This window comes from Leucobacter luti, assembly GCF_050310065.1.
GTDB lineage: Bacteria > Actinomycetota > Actinomycetes > Actinomycetales > Microbacteriaceae > Leucobacter > Leucobacter luti_B.
In genome coordinates this window covers 1654693-1670408 of record NZ_CP190007.1, presented here as the reverse complement: position 1 = coordinate 1670408, position 15716 = coordinate 1654693, and the positions used below count along the sequence as shown (strand labels likewise).

Here is a 15716-nt window from a genome sequence, read left to right as displayed (position 1 = left end):
CCCGCCCGAGCCGCGCAGGCTCGAAACGGGTCCGCTCCGGCTATGCTGACGACGTGGAAACGACAACCGCTCTTCTCACGGATCACTACGAGCTCACGATGGTCGACGCCGCCCTGCAAGCCGGCACCGCCCACCGGCGCAGCGTCTTCGAACTCTTCGCACGCAGGCTCTCCGGCGCGCGCCGCTACGGCGCAGTCGCCGGCACCGGCAGACTCCTCGAAGCCATCCGCGACTTCCGCTTCGGCGAGCCCGAGCTCGAGTTCCTCCGCCGCGAACGCATCGTCAGCGATCAGGCCATCGACTGGCTCGCTGACTTCAACTTCAGCGGCAACATCTGGGGATACCCCGAGGGCGAGGTGTTCTTCCCCGGCTCGCCGCTGATCACGGTCGAGTCCAGCTTCGCCGAGGGCGTGCTGCTCGAAACCATCGCGCTCAGCATCCTAAACGAGGACTCCGCGGTTGCCACCGCCGCCTCCCGGATGGTGCACGCGGCAGGCGGCAAGCCACTCGCCGAGATGGGGTCCCGGCGCACGGGCGAGCGCAGCGCCGTGGCCGCGGCGCGCGCCGCGTTCATCGCGGGCTTCAGCGCCACCTCCAACCTCGAGGCCGGCCGCAGCTACGGGATCCCCACCATGGGCACCGCCGCGCACAGCTTCACGCTGCTGCACGACAGCGAGCGGCAGGCCTTCGAGGCGCAGGTCGCGGCACTCGGCGTCGACACGACGCTGCTCGTCGATACCTACGATATCGACGAGGGTGTCCGCACCGCGATCGAGGTCGCGGGCACCGGTCTCGGTGCCGTCCGCATCGACTCGGGCGACCTCCCGATCGTGGTGGCGCGCGTGCGCCGACTCCTCGACGAGCTCGGAGCTACGAAGACGCGGATCACCGTCACGAACGACCTCGACGAGTACACGGTCGCCGCGCTCGCGGCTTCCCCCGTCGACAGCTTCGGCGTCGGCACCTCCGTGGTCGTCGGATCCGGCACCCCCACCATGGGCATGGTCTACAAGCTCGTCGCGCACGAGGACGGCAACGGCGACTGGGTGTCCGTCGCCAAGAAATCGGCCGACAAGATCTCGGTGGGCGGCCGCAAGAGCGTGCGCCGCGCCTACAACTCCCGCGGCATTGCAACCGCCGAGCGGATCCTGCTCGGCGACGGCCCGGGCGGCGAGGAAGAGGGAGCCGAGAACGACGGCCGCGAGGTGCTCGTGCCGCTCGTGCTCGACGGCGCCGAGCAGCCCGGCCACACCGGCGCCGAGGGCATCGCGGCGGCGCGCGAGCGCCACCAGCTGCGGGTCAAGGAGCTGCCGCCCGTCGCCATGAGCCTCACGCGCGGCGACCCAGCGATCCCGACCGAGTACCGCTAGAGACCTAAGCACCGCTAAACACAGAAAACGGGCCCCGCGCAATTATCTCGTGGGGCCCGTTCTCGAGCACGGCGCCGACGAGTCACCCATCGGCTGCCGGCGCTAGGATCGCGGTTCCCCGAGCCAGCGCAGCATTCGGTAGAAGAGCTGCGTGGCACCGGGCATGAACCCGGATCCGTGATGGAATGCCGCATCCATCGTGCTGACAACGATCTCCGCGACGAACGTCGCGGAGTCGACGTAGAGCAGCGTGTTCGGGTGGTCCGGGAGCGCCCGATACGGCAACCCCCACGGATCAATTGACTGGGGCGGATCCTCGATTTCTTCTAGCCTCACGAGTGGCACAGCAGCAGAGGGATGCGTGAGCACCCCGTGATAGTGCCAGTGCACCGATCGCTCGCTCAACCGGTCCCAGAACGGGTGCGTGCGGTTGACCGAACGCCGTCCTACGTCTTCGCCAACCCGCCAGCCCCAAAAGTTCGTGCCGCGGGGCTCCTCGCCCGTCCCCGGCAGCCACTCGCCCACCGAGTTCTCGCCATCCACGTAGACGCGCCGGCCCTCGCCTGCCAAAAAGTCCAGCACGAGCGGCGCAATCGCAGGGATGACCCCCGGGTGCAGCCTCGCGCTCACGAACAGCGCGTCGAGCCCTTCCAGGTCCTTCGCATCCAGCTCCGGCGCATAACAGTCGACGACGTCGAGTGCGACAACTGCCGGGTCGTTCAGACAGGCAAGCTGGAAGTGGCTCCCCGAATGAATGAAGCCAATCCGTCTCATCGTCCCTCCAGGTAACACATCACTTGTTCCGGCAGCCGTTCGGCTGTCGTACCGCGGTGAGCGAAAACGGCGAGATCGTTTCCGCAGTGGACGATCACCTCACCGCTTCCAAGCGGGTAGCTCACGTCAACCGGAAGCCGGTGTGCTCCGATCCCGGTAATGACGCGGGTCCCCCTGGGGAGTCCGACGAGGTAAGCGTGCGCATAAAACCCCGCGACACCGATCCGTTTCAGCTCCTCAAAGCTGTGAACGCCCGGTACGCCGGTCTTGAAGAGGACATCGCGGCGGTCAATTCCAGACCAGATCGGATGAGGCTCCACCTCCGCGAGCGCGAGCTCGCTCTGCGTGTGAAACTCGAGCTTTCGGGTCCGCGGCAGTTCAGATAAGAAGCCAAGGTGCGGATGACCGTTAATGAGGAGCCGCCCGCCCTCCACGACCCATCGCTCGAGAACCTCACGCTGCTTACACAAGAACCTCTGGTCACAGTGTCCCGAGACGACGACCCCTGTGTACGAACTCAGTTCCATCGAGTCGAGGTCATACACATCACGCAGCTCGGCTCGGCCGGACGGTCCCCCTGCCGCAGCGTTCTCGCGCTGCACGAGGGCAAGCACCTTTGCGTTCAACTCCTCACCTCCGTTTTCTTGTGCCGGATCAGGTCGGGAGCAACGACCGTCCGCCGTCCGCTCCCAAACTCGACCTGGGTGGTCACTACCGGGGTCTGAAACACCCGGCTGAGAGTGTCTGCCGCGAGAAGATCTGCGGTCTTTCCGATCTCAATCTCACGGTCCATAAGGAGGGTGCGCCGAGACACGTGCAACGCGTGTGTCGGGTCGTGCGTAGTGAAAAGCACCCCGATCCCCTCCTCGGAGAGGTCGCGGATGACCGAGAGGACCCTGCGCTGATTCTTCAAGTCGAGGGCCGAGGTCGGCTCGTCGAGCACGATAAGGCCGGGGGCCGACACGAGCGCCCTCGCCATCAGTACGAGCTGGCGTTGTCCGCCGGAGAGTTCCCTGAACGCACGTTCGCTAAGCTTTCCAACACCAACGCGCTCCAGGGCCTCCCCGGCGGCCGCACGGTCGGCCCGCGAGGGGGACGCCCAGGCGCGCACCCGTCTCGCGCGACCCATGACCACTATCTCGTGCGCGGTGAATGGGTGCTCGGCCGCGGCAGCTTGCGGAACGTACCCCACGCCGCGCGGCCTGGTGACCGTACCCTCTCGCGGCGCTCGGACTCCCACGAGGCAGCTCAGGAGCGTGGTCTTTCCCCGCGCGTTCGGACCAATCACCGCGACGATCTCGCCCTCGCGCACGGAGATATCTATGTCTCGGAACAGCCAATCACTGCCACCAAATCGGTGGCCAATGCCGGCCGCCTCGAGGACGACTTCGTTAGGCAAGTGTCCGCCCTCCACGGGTTCTCTTGATCAGGACGGCGACAAAGACCGGAGCGCCGATCACCGCGGTGAGAATGCCGATCGGAACCTCCACCTGCACCACGGTGCGCGCAACCGTGTCCATGAGCAGCACGTACGCTGCACCGAGGAGCGCTGCACCGGGCAGCAACACTCGATGATCAGGCCCGACGAGCAGCCTGACCATGTGCGGGATCACGAGCCCGACCCACCCGATCACTCCAGCGACCGCTACCGATGAGGCGGTGAGGAGCGAGACCGCGACGATGAGCGCACCACGCATAAGGCCCGGGCGCATCCCCAAGGCACTCGCCTCCTCGTCGCCCAGGGACAGAATGTTGACTCGCCATCGCAGGGCAAAGACAAACAGCAGCCCGAGCGCGACCGGTACAGTCAGGAGTGCCAGCTTCTCCCAGCTCGCCGAGGCAAAGGAGCCCATGAGCCAGAACGTGATCGATGGCAGGGTCGTGTACGGATCCGCGAGATATGTCACGAGCGACACGAGCGCATCGAAGAACGCTGAAACGACGATTCCTCCCAGCACGATCGTGAGCACGGGCGAGCCCGTGCGGATTCTGCCGAGCAGCATCACGAGCAACGCGGCGACCAACCCTGCCGCGAACGAACCGCTCATGAGTGCGACTCCGCCGCCACCGATCATGATGACGAGGACTCCTCCGAATGACGCCGCCGAAGAGACACCGATCACATCTGGAGAGACCAGGGGGTTCCGGAAAAGCGCCTGCAGCACTGCTCCGGAAACCGCGAGGGCTGCACCGGCAAGGGCCGCCATGAGCGCCCGCGGCGCTCGGATCATCGCCACGGCAGTGCGCTCCTTCTCCGTCCAGGAACCTTCAAACCCCGGGATCCCGAGTTCGTTGAGCACGATCGAGATCACGTTGAGCGGGGACACCCCCAGCCGGCCAGCTCCAACGGCCAGAACCAGCGCGCACATGAGCAAGAGCCCGAAGAGCGTCAGCTGTACCGCCGCGCGGCCGCGCCGCGCGCCGCGCCCCTCTCCCTCCGCAGAGGACAGCGGGATGTCCGGCGCGCTAGCCGCGTGGGCGAGACCCTCGGAACCGCGCCGATCACGCGCACGCGGCCCCGAAAACGTGGTGTCCTGCCCGCGAACCTCAGCCCTTGACGACGGCATCGTAGTTCGCGCTCTGGCCGTTCAAGTCGATGCGAAGTACCTGCTCAATGTCCTCGTCCGTCATCAAGTAGTTGTAGAGGAACTCGATCTGCTCTCGCATCTTGGCAGGCATGTCCGACTTAAACTGCCCGGGGTAGGTCACGGACGCAACCCAGTTCCAGAAGAGGGGCGACTCCGCGCACGGGACCTGCCAGCGATAGACGCCCTGCGGGGCCCGGTAGACACGCTTCTCCTTCACCGCGCTGACTTCCGCAAAGCGCGGGTCTGCGTACACGTCCTCCGGCGTCGCGGGATCGAACGCGGACAAGAAGATGATTTCGGGATCCCACTCAACGATTTGCTCGGGACTCGCCACCCCGTCAGCAACCTCGGCGTGCTCGGCGACGTTGGTCGCACCCACGAGATCGAACACGTACTGCGCGTAGTCCTTGGCGGTCGACACGCCGAGCCCGGTCTCCTTGTACGACAGGCTGAGCGCACGCGGCGACGGGGCATTGAGCGACTTGATCTGCTTGGAGATCTCATCGGCCTCGGCGTGCATGAGGTCAAGAATGTCCTCAGCCCGGTTTTCCTTGCCGATCGCCTCCCCAAATAGCGTGACCCACTTCTCGAGGTCGTCCTGAGTCCCGTACTTCAGCCCCGTGACCGGGATTCCGACGCTCTCAATCGGAGCGAGGATCTCGTCTCCCATGTGCGCCCACTGGATCACCAGATCGGGGTCCGCCGCGAGAATCTCCTCCATGTTCGGAACGAAGTCGCGCCCCGAGATTACCGGAGTAGTGACGGAGTCGGGGAAGATCTTCGAAATAATACCCTGCTTGTTGGAGTCGAGAAGCGACTGGTTGATCCCCACAATGCGGTCCCAGGATCCGTCGACGGCCGCAATGATCACCGGGGCCGGAATCACTGCTGAGGCGATGCGCTCGGCCGGGGCGTCAAGCTTCACCTCGATATCTCGCTGATCCTTTAGCAGGACGGAGGACTGTGCAGACGACAGCTCGCCAACCTCTCGCTCAGCAGGCACAACACCCGAGCAGCCGACGAGGGCCGCTCCGATCAGAACGCCGACGAGGCTGCCTTGAGCAAGCCGTCGGGTTCGGGTGGACGGTCGACTGGATCGGAACATGCTAAAACTGCCCTCCGCTAGGTTGACAAAAAATGCACATCTGATGTTAATTAGGTGACCCTAATGTGAATTACGCAAGACTAAGAATGGCGATTACGCGCGCTCGATGTCAACAGCTCGGGGAACAATGAACGGACGTGCAGCGATGCACTGACACTCTCGGCATTACACAAAACTGAAACTGGTCAAGAAATAAAAATGCCCCGGCACAATGTGCACGGAGCATCTCGGTCGCGGAGAAAGCGAGCGGCTACTTCTTCATCCGCTCGTATACGCGCTTGCAGTCGGGGCAGACCGGAAACTTCTCCGGGTCGCGCGAGGGCGTCCACTTCTTGCCGCAGAGGGCGCGCACGGGCTTGCCCGTGACGGCCGACTCGAGGATCTTGTCCTTCGGAACGTAGTGCGAGAAGCGCTCGTGGTCGCCATCCTCGATCTGCGCGTCCTCTTCGAGGAGCTTCTCGAGCTCGCGGTCGAGCACGTCGGTTCCACCTGCAGTGCCGCCGCCTGCGGTGTCGGAGTCGCGTCGCGTGAAGATACCCATGCTCAGATTGTAAACCCGCCGGCCCGGCTCAGTCGAAGACCTGCGTGACCGCGATCAGCTCGGGGCCGCTGCGATCGAAAATCTTGCCGCCGATCAGGATCCCGACCCCCAGGACCGCGAGGCCGTAGAGCACGCCGAAGGCGAGCGCCCAGAGGTTCTCGCCGAGCGTGATGTCGAGGATCCCGGCAACCGAGAACCAGACGGGCGGCACGGAGAGCGCGATCGCGACGACCATCGAGAGGGTCTGCGCGAGGCCCGAGCCGGAGCCCGACCACTGCGGCTGCACGAACGGGCTGTCCCCCGGCCTCGTCGTCGGGTAGGGCATCGCCACGGAGAACACGCTCGTCACTCCCGTCGTCACGAGGAGCACCGCAAGGTTCATCCCGATCACGGCGGGAAGCACGCGCCAGTCGCCCAGGATCGTGACCGTCACGCTCGAGCCGATGAGCGCGAGCGGGATCCCGACGAGGAGCACGGGGGCGAGCCGGCCGGCGCGATCCGCGGCGCCCTTCGTGCCGCTCGCGACGTGCGACCAGATCGCGGTCGAATCCATGGCGACGTCATTGTGCTGCGACCAGGCGAGCAGCAGCAGGATCACGGGCAGCGGCACGAGCGCGAGCGCCCACAGGTCCGCACCCGCGACCCAGAAGGCCACGAGCATGACGATCGGCGCGATCGGGATCGCGAAGAGCGCGACGCGGTAGCGCGGATCCCGCGCCCAGTAGGTGAGCTCGCGCGCGGCGATCACCTGCGACGGGCGGGCCGCGAAGCGCTCGAACCAGCCGAGGCCGGTGCGCGCGACGCCGCTCTCGACCGGGCGGTCGATGCGCTGCGAGGCGGCCATCGCGACCGGGAACCACAGCGCGAGCATCAGGAGGAATCCGCCCGCCACGATGCCGAGACGCGCCAGCGCACCGGACATGTCCCCGGCGGCCGCGAGCGTGGGGGCCGCGAAGGCCGCGCCAAACGGGGTCCACGAGAGCACGCCGGAGGCGTCCTTCGCCGCCGCGAAGCCGTCGGGTCCGAATGCCGTCGCCGCGGCGAACACGACGACGGGGAGGAACGCGATGAGCAGCACGAAGCCGACCGTGCGGACGGCTCCGGCGTAGCGCTCCCCCGCGATCAGGCGCGACAGCTCGGAGACCACCCGCGTCGAGATCAGCGCGAAGAGCGCCACGAGAATGAGCGCGACGGGCGTCACCCACGCGGGCGATCGCCACTCGGGCCGGCTGACCGCGAGGGCGGCGAGCCAGACGAGCAGCAGGAAGAATGGCCAGCTCAGGATCCCGGACAGGAAGAGCGCGAGCGCCTTCGAGCCGGCCCCCGCCGGGAGCAGCCCCAGCTGCCTGATCTCGAGCATGCGCCGGTTCTCGAAGAACGGCACGATGAAGACGCCCGCGATCACCAGGCTGCCGATGATGACATCGAGCACGGCGCGCTGGGCCGGATCCTGCACGAGCATGGCGGGAGCGAGAGCGAGCGCCGTCGCGGCGACCGCAAGCAACACAAAGAGCAGGACCGTGCGGAAGCCCTTGCCGAACGAACCCCGGAAGCTGCCGCCGAGCAGCGCTACTCGGAGTCGGAAGAGCCGTGCAACCACTCGAGCCCCTTCCTGGTGTCGCTCATGCCGGTGAGCTGGACGAAGCGCTCCTCGAGGCTGAGCCCGTCGCGCACCTCGTCGACCGTGCCCTGCGCGATAACGCTGCCGTCGACGATGATCGAGACGTGGTCGCAGACCCGCTGGATGAGGTCGAGGCTGTGGCTCGACATCACCACGCTGCCGCCGCCGTTCACGTACTTCTCGAGGATCTCGGTGACGTTCGATGCCGAGACCGGATCAATGGCCTCGAAGGGCTCGTCGAGCACGAGCACCTCGGGCGCATGGATCATGGCGCATGCGAGCGCGATCTTCTTCTGCATGCCGGCCGAATAGTCGGAGACGAGGCGACCGAGGGCCGACTCGAGGCCGAAGGCCTCGGCGAGCTCCGCAGAGCGCTGCGCAACCGCGCTCTCTTCGACCCCGGCGAGGACGCCCGAGTAGTAGAGCAGCTGCGCGCCAGTGAGGCGGTCGAACAACCGCAGACGGTCGGGAAGGGTTCCGATCAGGCGCTTTGCCGCGGGCCCGTCCGTCCACACGTCGACGCCGCCGACGGTGACCCGGCCCGAGGTCGGGCGAAGGAGGCCGCTGATCATGGAGAGGGTCGTCGTCTTACCCGCACCGTTCGGGCCGACGACGCCCGTGAACGAACCGGCGTGAACGTCAATCGAGACCTCGTTCGCCGCCACGACCGAGCCGTACGTCTTCGTCAGCATCTCAGTGCTGAGCACCACGGGGTTCTGGGCCGCGATCCGGCCGCGCTCGCGGGCGCGAACCACCGAGGGCACCGGGACCTGGATCCTGCCCGTGCGCGGCGCCGAGTGTTCGGGCAGGCCGTGCCCGCCGTCGGCCTCGGGCCGATCGTGCTGCTCAGGCTCCGGTTTGGTCTCGACGGCGGGAGCCTCGACGGCTGGAGCCTCGACCGCGGGAGCCTCGACCTGGGGAGCCTCGGCGACGGCCTCCCCCTCAGAAACCTCAGAAACCTCAGAAACCTCTGCAAGCTCAGAAACCTCTGTCGCGACGGCGTCCTCCGGCACATCCTCGGCAGCGTCATCCGACGACGTCGGGAGGTGGTGCTGAGTGAATCGCGAGGCGGGGACCTGCACTCCGGAGGCCCGGCTCGGGCGCACCCGCGGCGCGCCAGATGAGAACGACGACACGTTGCGGGTCACCGGCTCACTCGAGCCCGAGCGGTCCTCTGGATCGGGCACGGACGCGGTGGGCGAGGTTTTTGGCGGCACACGAACTAATTTATCAAACTCCTGATCGACGAGTACACGTACTACTCAGCTTCGCGAAACAGGCAGAATGGTCGTGTGACGAATTCGACGCCGCCGCGCCAGAAACGCGGGAATGCCTGGTCTTCGCTGTGGTTGCTGACCAGGCGCGACCTCAAGGTGCGATACTCGACGTCACTTCTCGGCTACCTCTGGTCCATCCTCGATCCACTGCTGATGAGCCTCATCTACTGGTTCATCTTCACCCAGGTGTTCTCCCGCTCCGTCGGCGAGGAGCCCTATATCGTCTTCCTGCTGACCGCCCTCCTGCCGTGGGTCTGGTTCAACGGTTCGGTGTCCGACTCGACCCGCGCGTTCCTCCGCGACGTGAAGCTCGTGCGCAGCGTCGCGCTCCCCCACTGGATCTGGGTGGGCCGGATCGTGTGCTCGAAGGGGATCGAGTTTCTGCTGAGCCTGCCGGTCCTCATCGCGTTCGCGCTGTTCACCGGCGCGAGCGTGAGCTGGCAGCTCGTGCTGTTCCCGCTCGGCGTCCTCATGCTCGCGGCGCTCACGCTCGGGATCGGCCTGCTCGTCGCCCCGCTCGTGGTGTTCTTCCGGGATCTCGAGCGCGCGGCGAAGCTGATCCTGCGCGTGCTCTTCTACGCGTCCCCCGTGATCTACGGCGCCGCGGACCTCCCGGAGTTCGCGCGCCCGCTCGCCTGGCTCAACCCGCTCTCGGGCATTTTCGCCCTGTTCCGCGCAGGGTTCTTCCCGGATCAGCTCAACTGGGCGCTCGTGGGGGCCTCCGCTGGGATGACCCTCGCGTTCCTCGTCGCTGGTGTTCTCGTCTTCCGCCGCACCATCGGCGGCGTGCTGAAGGAGCTCTGACATGGCAGACGATATGCGGCCAGGCCCGATCATGCAGGCCACCGGCCTCGGCGTGCGCTTCCGCCGCAACCGCGGCTCCCGCAGAAGCTTCAAGGATCTGTTCTCCGGCCGCTCGCGGCGCGGCCGTCCGGGCGAGTTCTGGGCGCTGCGCGACGTCTCCTTCGAGGTCCGCCCGGGCGAGGCCATCGGCGTGGTTGGCCGCAACGGCCAGGGCAAGTCGACGCTGCTGAAGCTCGTCGCCGGGGTGCTCTTCCCCGACGAGGGACGCATCAAGGTCGGCGTCGGCGTGGCCCCGCTCATCGAGATCACGGGCGGCTTCGTCGGCGACCTCACGGTGCGCGACAACGTGCAGCTCACCGCGGGCCTCCACGGCCTCGGCAAGCGCGAGATCGCCGAGCGCTTCGACTCGATCATCGACTTCGCCGGCGCGCACGACGTCATCGACACCCCGTTCAAGCATCTGTCGAGCGGCATGAAGGTGCGGGTCGCGTTCTCCGTCATCTCGCAGCTCGACGAGCCCGTGCTCCTCGTCGACGAGGTGCTCGCCGTGGGCGACCGGGCGTTCCGCGCCAAGTGCTACGAGCGCATCGGCCAGCTCCTCGGAGAGGGGAAGACACTCTTCCTCGTCTCGCACAACGAGCGCGACCTCCGCCGCTTCTGCACGCGGGGGCTCTACCTCGACGGCGGCAAGCTCGTGCTCGACGCCCCGATTGCGGACGTGCTCGAGCGCTACAACGCCGACCACCCAGCCTGAGCGGGGGGATCCGGATCCGGATCCGGATCAGGATCCGGGACCGCTCGATCCGTAACCTCCGACGGCCGCGCTCAGTTCGCGCGCTGCGCGTCGGCCTTCGCGAGCAGGGCGTCGATCGCAGCGTGGAAGCGCTGGGTCGGCGCTCCCGGCGTCGTGTCGCCGAAGTAGTGCCGCGACCAGGTGCCGAGACGTTCGCGCGCCGCGACGTCGCCGATCACACGGTCGAGCACACCGATCGGGTCGGCCGCGTCCTCCGCGTCAAGCCACTCGCACACGCTCAGGTAGCCGCCCTCGTCGACGGCGGCCTCGGGCGCCACGGGCCGCGTGACCATGATCGGCTTGCCGGTCGCGAGCCGGTCGTAGACCATCGCCGAGATGTCGCAGATCGCGATGTCGGGAAGGCTCAGCTGCCACCCCAGTGTCGGGGACTGGTCGTAGACGTGCCCGGCCGCCGGATCCTTCGCGTTCGCCTCAGCGATCGCGGCGATGATCCGCTCGTTCGCGGCACCGAACTCGGGGTCGACCACGCCGCTGCGGGGGTGCGGGCGGTAGACGACGCGGTGGCGGCCCGACGCGAGCAGCGCGGTGACGAGGCCCTCGCCGTGCGTCGCGACGCTCCCGTAGCACGCGGCCGGGCGGTCACCCTCCCAGGTCGGGGCGTAGAAGACGACCGTGCGGTCGTCGGGCGTGTAGGGCGGCTCGCCGCTCAGGTGATCCGTCTGGGGGCGGCCGATCGGCAGGGTGCGCTCCTCGACGTCGTAGTCCCAGAGCGCCTTCGAAAGCCTGGCACGGGCCGCGTCACCCGCGACGAAGGCGTAGTCGTACGCCTTGTGCTGGTTGCTCGTCATGTACATCTTGTCGCTCTCACCGTGATTCACGAAGACGTGCCAGCGCTCGCCGTACCGCATCATCTGGAAGTTCCGCGTGTTCTGGTTCACGTAGAGGATGACCTCGAGGGGCTGCTCCTCGATGAGCCGCTCGATGTCCGTCACCTTCTGCACGAAGGCGACATCGAGGCCGCTCTCGCGCATGAGCTGCCCGGCACCCGCGGCGTTCCGCGCGAGCACCAGCACGGGGTGCGTCTTCGACAGCTCGCGCAGCGGCGCGTACCACTGCCGCATCTGGTAAATGTTCACGTCGCTGTCCGCGAAATATACGCCGACCCGGTACTTTCCTTCTTCGAGCGGGCCGCGCTCCGCGAGCATGGTCCGCAGGTCGAAGTAGGCCTTCCGCCCCTTGAGCACCCGTCGCCCCAGACGTACCGCGCGCTTCATGTCCTTCGCCAACTGCATTGCATCAGGATACCGGCGGAGCCTATGCGCTCAGTGCGCGTGTGGGAGGATCGTGGGATGAAACTCCCCCCGCTTCCCGAGCAGCCGGCCGTCAGTTACGTGATGCCGGTGCTCAATGAGCAGGGATTTCTCGAGGATGCGGTGCACGCGGTCCTCGCCCAGGACTACCCGGGGGAAAAGGAGCTCGTGCTCGCGCTCGGCCCGTCGACGGACCGCACCGACGAGATCGCGGCCGGGCTCGCGGCCGCCGACCCCAGGGTCAGGCTCGTCTCGAACCCGGAGCGCGACATCCCCGTCGGGCTCAACCTCGCGATCGCGGCGAGCCGCCACCCCGTCGTGATCCGGGTCGACGCGCACTCGGAACTCACGCCCGACTACACGACGCTCGGGATCGCGGCCCTGCGCCGCGAGGGCGCCGCGAACGTGGGCGGGATCATGCGGGCGGCTGGGCGCGGCCCGGTGCAGCAGGCCATCGCGCGCGGCTACAACAGCCCGTACGGGCTCGGCGGCGGCGCCTACCACGGCGACGGCGTGCCGGGGCCAGCCGAATCGGCGTACCTCGGTATCTTCCGGCGCGAGGCCCTCGACGCCGTGGGCGGCTACGACCCGGGGATCCTGCGCGGCGAGGACTGGGAGCTGAACCTCCGGATCCGGCGCGCAGGCTTCACCGTGTGGTTCGAGCCCCGCCTCGGCGTCACCTACTGGCCGCGCGCGAGCTTCGGTGATCTCGCCAGGCAGTTCTTCGCGACGGGCACCTGGCGCGCCGTGCTCGTGCGCCGCTACGGCCGCGCGAACCCGTGGCGCTTCTTCGTGCCCGGCACGCTCGTCGTGGCCCTCGCGCTGAGCCTCGTCGGCCTGCTCCTCCTCGTCACCGGGGCGCTGCCGTGGAAGTCCTGGTGGCTGCTCCTCATCTCCCCCGCCGTCGGCTACCTGCTCGGCATCGCCTTCGCGACGCTCCGGATCCCGAAGCAGCGCGGGCTCCGCGACCGCGGGCTCACCGCGGCGACGCTCGTCACCATGCACCTGAGCTGGGGAACCGGCTTCCTGCGCGGGATCCTGTTCGGCGGCGGCCGGGTCGTGGATCGCTCCCGGATCGGCTAATCCCGGATCGGCTCAGCTGGTGCCGCCTCAGCCGAGGTCGCCCAGCCGAGGTCGCCCCGCGCAACGAGCGCGTCGACCACGCGCTCGGCGGCGCGCCCGTCGTCGTGCGGGTTGAACGTCGCCCGCCAGGACTCCGCGGCATCGCGGTGCTCGACCAACCAGGCCGCGGCCTCGCCGTGCTCGGCGAGCTCACGCGCCGAACCCACCACCTGCGAGCGCTCGGTCAGCAACGGGCCGGGCGCCGCGCGCTCGAAGTCGAAGGTGAAGCCGCGCTCCCGGTCCCGATAGGCGGGGAGATCCGGGACGAAGAACGCCAGCGGCACGCGGGCGACCGAGGCGTCGAACATGACCGATGAGTAGTCGGTGACGAGCAGGTCGGCCGCGAGGATCACGTCGTTCACGTCGGGGTGGCGAGAGGCATCGATCACGCGCCCGGCTCCGCCGCGGTAGCTGCCGAATGCGTGGGTGCGGGTGTGGCCGCGCACGACGATGCACCAGTCCTCGCCGAGCTCCTCGCTGAGGCGGGCGACGTCGAGCTCGTCGACGAGCGTGATGCCGCCGTCGCGCCAGGTCGGCGCGTAGGCGAGCACGCGCGCGCCGAGCGGCACTCCGAGCGCCTGGCGGGCGGCGAGCACCTGCACGGGGTTCCTGGTCCCGCCCGCAAGCGACTGGGCGAGGCGGTCGTCGCGCGGATAGCCGAGCTCGAGGATCTCACCGGAGAAGGCGTAGCTCTCGCGGAACTGGGCCGTCGAGTGCGGATTCTGCGAGAGCATGAGGCTCCAGCGCCGGCTCTCGCGCCGGATCGCGAGGCGCGTGCGCAGGCCGACGTTCGGGCGGCCGAGCGCGAGGTGCTTCAGCATCGTGCCGTGCCAGGTCTGGAGCACGACCTGGCCCTTACGCCGCCGGAAGCCGCGCCTAAGCCAGTCGTTCACGATGAGCAGGCGGGCGCGCGAGCGGGCGGCGAACCAGTCGCGGCCGCCCTCGAGCACGGCGATCGCTCCCTCGGGCACCTCCTGAAGCTCGCTCGTGACGCTCCAGAACCTGGGCGCCTCGGGGAAGCGCGCGGCGATCTCCCGGTCGAGCGCGAGCGGGTTGCAGCTGATCTGGCGGCCGTAGAAGCTCTCGAAGAACACTGCGTTGTCGGGCACGAGCTCGCTCGCGGGGAGCGAGAGGCGCCTGATTTCGGCGAGCACGCGACGCGCGGCGCCGCCCTCGGGGTGCGCGTGGAAGCGCCCGGCGAGAGTGCGCGCGTCGGCGATGGCCGCGCGCCGCGGCGCGCCCGGCCGCAGCACAGCGGCGAGCTGCTCCATCGCGCTCGCCCAGTCGGTGTCGATTCGTCCGCCGGCCGTCACCGCGAGCGGCTCGTAGAGCCCACGCGTCGCGGAGTAGTGGCCGAGATCCGGCGCGAACCACACGATCGGGCGCCCGAGCAGCGAGAAGTCCACCGCGATCGAGGAGTAGTCCGTGATCACCGCGTCGAAGCCCGCGAGGAGCGGCGTAATATCCCGCACGATGTCTGCGCCGAGGAAGTGGGTGTTCGGCCCCGCGAGCGAGTCGTAGGCGCCGGCCCCGAGCGGGTGCGAGCGGATCACGAGGTGGGCGCCTGCGGCCTCGAGGGCCGCCCGGATCTCCTGCGCCTCCGCCGCGTCGGGGATCGCGGGGTCGGGCTCGCCGTCGCGCCAGGTCGGCGCGTAGAGCGCGATCGGGGCGCCCTCGGGAATCGTGGCTCCCGCCTCGCCGAGCAGGTCCACGAGCTCGGCGCGCACCCGGGCCGCGGCTTCGGGGTCCGCGGCGTGCTGCGCGAGCAGGTCGTCGCGCGGGTCGCCCAGCACGCGGACCTTGCCCGGCGCGACCCGGAATGCCGAGCGCAGGCGGTCGGCCGAGGTCGGCGATCCGGCGACGAAGAGATCGACCTCGCGGCTACCGGCGAGGTACATGCGCTTGAGGAGCGCGCGGACGGGCGCGGGGCCCTGCACCTGGGTGGTCACTGCAGAGTCGAGGTGCAGGCGCTTGAGGGGCGCGCCGTGCCAGAGCTGGATCACCCTGGCCCCGACCACGCCGAAGCGGTTCGCGTCTCCGAGCCCGTGCGTCACGACGACGGTGCCTGCGCGGAGCGTGGTCCAGAATCCGCGCCAGCCGGTGCGCTCGATGGCTTCGAAGCCCTCTGCCGCGGCTGCGGCGGCCTCCGTCTCGCCCGACACGAGCCAGACGATGCGGGCCTCCGGGTCCTCCGCACGGAGCTCGCGCGCGAGGGGCAGCGCCCCCTCGGCGACGCCCGCGCCGCTGCCGAACACCCAGAGCGCCCGGTTCCGCGGCACGAACCACGAGAAGACGATCGATAGCAGGTATTTGGGAAGCGCCAGGAGCTTCGCCAGATTGCCGCTTGCGAACCCGAATCCTGAGCTACTCATCGGCACTACTGTAGGCCATCCAACGGTGAAGGCCACGGGAGGAGGTCCCTCCCGCGGCCTTCGTTCGGAGCTGCAACT

14 protein-coding genes are annotated in these 15716 nt (G+C 68.3%); 4 read left to right on the top strand and 10 right to left on the bottom strand.

Annotated elements, in window-relative coordinates:
* The first annotated feature begins 53 nt into the window (after positions 1-53).
* Positions 54-1370 carry a nicotinate phosphoribosyltransferase gene (locus tag ACOPJ3_RS07675; RefSeq protein WP_427868607.1) on the top strand — a complete coding sequence of 439 codons (1317 nt, stop codon included), beginning with the start codon at positions 54-56 and terminating at the stop codon, positions 1368-1370.
* A gap of 102 nt (positions 1371-1472) precedes the next feature.
* Here the strand turns inward: ACOPJ3_RS07675 and ACOPJ3_RS07670 are convergent, their stop codons facing one another.
* The 8 genes from ACOPJ3_RS07670 to ACOPJ3_RS07635 form a co-directional block, all read right to left on the bottom strand.
* A complete protein-coding gene (locus ACOPJ3_RS07670) occupies positions 1473-2144 on the bottom strand; it encodes a hypothetical protein (protein WP_427868606.1) in 672 nt (223 codons plus the stop codon).
* A complete protein-coding gene (locus ACOPJ3_RS07665) occupies positions 2141-2770 on the bottom strand; it encodes a hypothetical protein (protein WP_427868605.1) in 630 nt (209 codons plus the stop codon). Before ACOPJ3_RS07665 ends, ACOPJ3_RS07670 begins: the two co-directional genes overlap by 4 nt.
* Positions 2767-3543, bottom strand: a complete 777-nt coding sequence (locus ACOPJ3_RS07660; RefSeq protein WP_427868604.1) for an ABC transporter ATP-binding protein — start codon at positions 3541-3543, stop codon at positions 2767-2769. Before ACOPJ3_RS07660 ends, ACOPJ3_RS07665 begins: the two co-directional genes overlap by 4 nt.
* On the bottom strand, positions 3536-4537 hold the full coding sequence (locus tag ACOPJ3_RS07655; protein WP_427871185.1) for a FecCD family ABC transporter permease: 1002 nt from the start codon (positions 4535-4537) through the stop codon (positions 3536-3538). Before ACOPJ3_RS07655 ends, ACOPJ3_RS07660 begins: the two co-directional genes overlap by 8 nt.
* A gap of 154 nt (positions 4538-4691) precedes the next feature.
* Entirely contained in the window at positions 4692-5837 is a 1146-nt protein-coding gene (locus ACOPJ3_RS07650) for an ABC transporter substrate-binding protein (protein ID WP_427868603.1), read from the bottom strand.
* A 250-nt stretch (positions 5838-6087) separates the two neighbouring features.
* Positions 6088-6378: a DUF3039 domain-containing protein gene (locus ACOPJ3_RS07645; RefSeq protein ID WP_427868602.1), complete on the bottom strand. Its 291-nt coding sequence runs from the start codon at positions 6376-6378 to the stop codon at positions 6088-6090.
* A 28-nt stretch (positions 6379-6406) separates the two neighbouring features.
* Entirely contained in the window at positions 6407-7978 is a 1572-nt protein-coding gene (locus tag ACOPJ3_RS07640) for a hypothetical protein (RefSeq protein ID WP_427868601.1), read from the bottom strand.
* Positions 7948-9147: an ATP-binding cassette domain-containing protein gene (locus ACOPJ3_RS07635; protein ID WP_427868600.1), complete on the bottom strand. Its 1200-nt coding sequence runs from the start codon at positions 9145-9147 to the stop codon at positions 7948-7950. Before ACOPJ3_RS07635 ends, ACOPJ3_RS07640 begins: the two co-directional genes overlap by 31 nt.
* Positions 9148-9291: 144 nt before the next feature.
* Between ACOPJ3_RS07635 and ACOPJ3_RS07630 the strand changes: the two genes are divergently transcribed.
* Positions 9292-10080, top strand: a complete 789-nt coding sequence (locus tag ACOPJ3_RS07630) for an ABC transporter permease (RefSeq protein ID WP_427868599.1) — start codon at positions 9292-9294, stop codon at positions 10078-10080.
* A gap of 1 nt (position 10081) precedes the next feature.
* The gene (locus ACOPJ3_RS07625; protein WP_427868598.1) at positions 10082-10834 is read left to right on the top strand and encodes an ABC transporter ATP-binding protein; all 753 of its coding nucleotides are present in this window, start codon (positions 10082-10084) and stop codon (positions 10832-10834) included.
* 71 nt (positions 10835-10905) lie between these two features.
* Here ACOPJ3_RS07625 and ACOPJ3_RS07620 read toward each other — a convergent pair whose 3' ends face one another.
* Positions 10906-12126 (bottom strand): CDP-glycerol glycerophosphotransferase family protein, encoded by a 1221-nt coding sequence (locus ACOPJ3_RS07620; protein ID WP_427868597.1) that lies wholly within the window; start codon positions 12124-12126, stop codon positions 10906-10908.
* A gap of 57 nt (positions 12127-12183) precedes the next feature.
* Here ACOPJ3_RS07620 and ACOPJ3_RS07615 point away from each other — a divergent pair, with 57 nt between their 5' ends.
* Complete coding sequence (locus tag ACOPJ3_RS07615) at positions 12184-13227, top strand: glycosyltransferase family 2 protein (RefSeq protein ID WP_427868596.1); 1044 nt, start codon at positions 12184-12186, stop codon at positions 13225-13227.
* Here ACOPJ3_RS07615 and ACOPJ3_RS07610 read toward each other — a convergent pair.
* Entirely contained in the window at positions 13224-15638 is a 2415-nt protein-coding gene (locus ACOPJ3_RS07610) for a CDP-glycerol glycerophosphotransferase family protein (protein WP_427868595.1), read from the bottom strand. The two genes, ACOPJ3_RS07615 and ACOPJ3_RS07610, sit on opposite strands and share 4 nt — an antisense overlap.
* Positions 15639-15716 lie beyond the last annotated feature (78 nt).

Bases quoted from the DNA above. Each gene is read 5' to 3' on its own strand.
- ACOPJ3_RS07625 (WP_427868598.1), top strand. From the start codon at position 10,082: ATGGCAGACGATATGCGGCCAGGCCCGATCATGCAGGCCACCGGCCTC.
- ACOPJ3_RS07650 (WP_427868603.1), bottom strand. From the start codon at position 5,837: ATGTTCCGATCCAGTCGACCGTCCACCCGAACCCGACGGCTTGCTCAA.
- ACOPJ3_RS07620 (WP_427868597.1), bottom strand. From the start codon at position 12,126: ATGCAGTTGGCGAAGGACATGAAGCGCGCGGTACGTCTGGGGCGACGG.
- ACOPJ3_RS07645 (WP_427868602.1), bottom strand. From the start codon at position 6,378: ATGGGTATCTTCACGCGACGCGACTCCGACACCGCAGGCGGCGGCACT.
- ACOPJ3_RS07610 (WP_427868595.1), bottom strand. From the start codon at position 15,638: ATGAGTAGCTCAGGATTCGGGTTCGCAAGCGGCAATCTGGCGAAGCTC.
- ACOPJ3_RS07670 (WP_427868606.1), bottom strand. From the start codon at position 2,144: ATGAGACGGATTGGCTTCATTCATTCGGGGAGCCACTTCCAGCTTGCC.
- ACOPJ3_RS07615 (WP_427868596.1), top strand. From the start codon at position 12,184: ATGAAACTCCCCCCGCTTCCCGAGCAGCCGGCCGTCAGTTACGTGATG.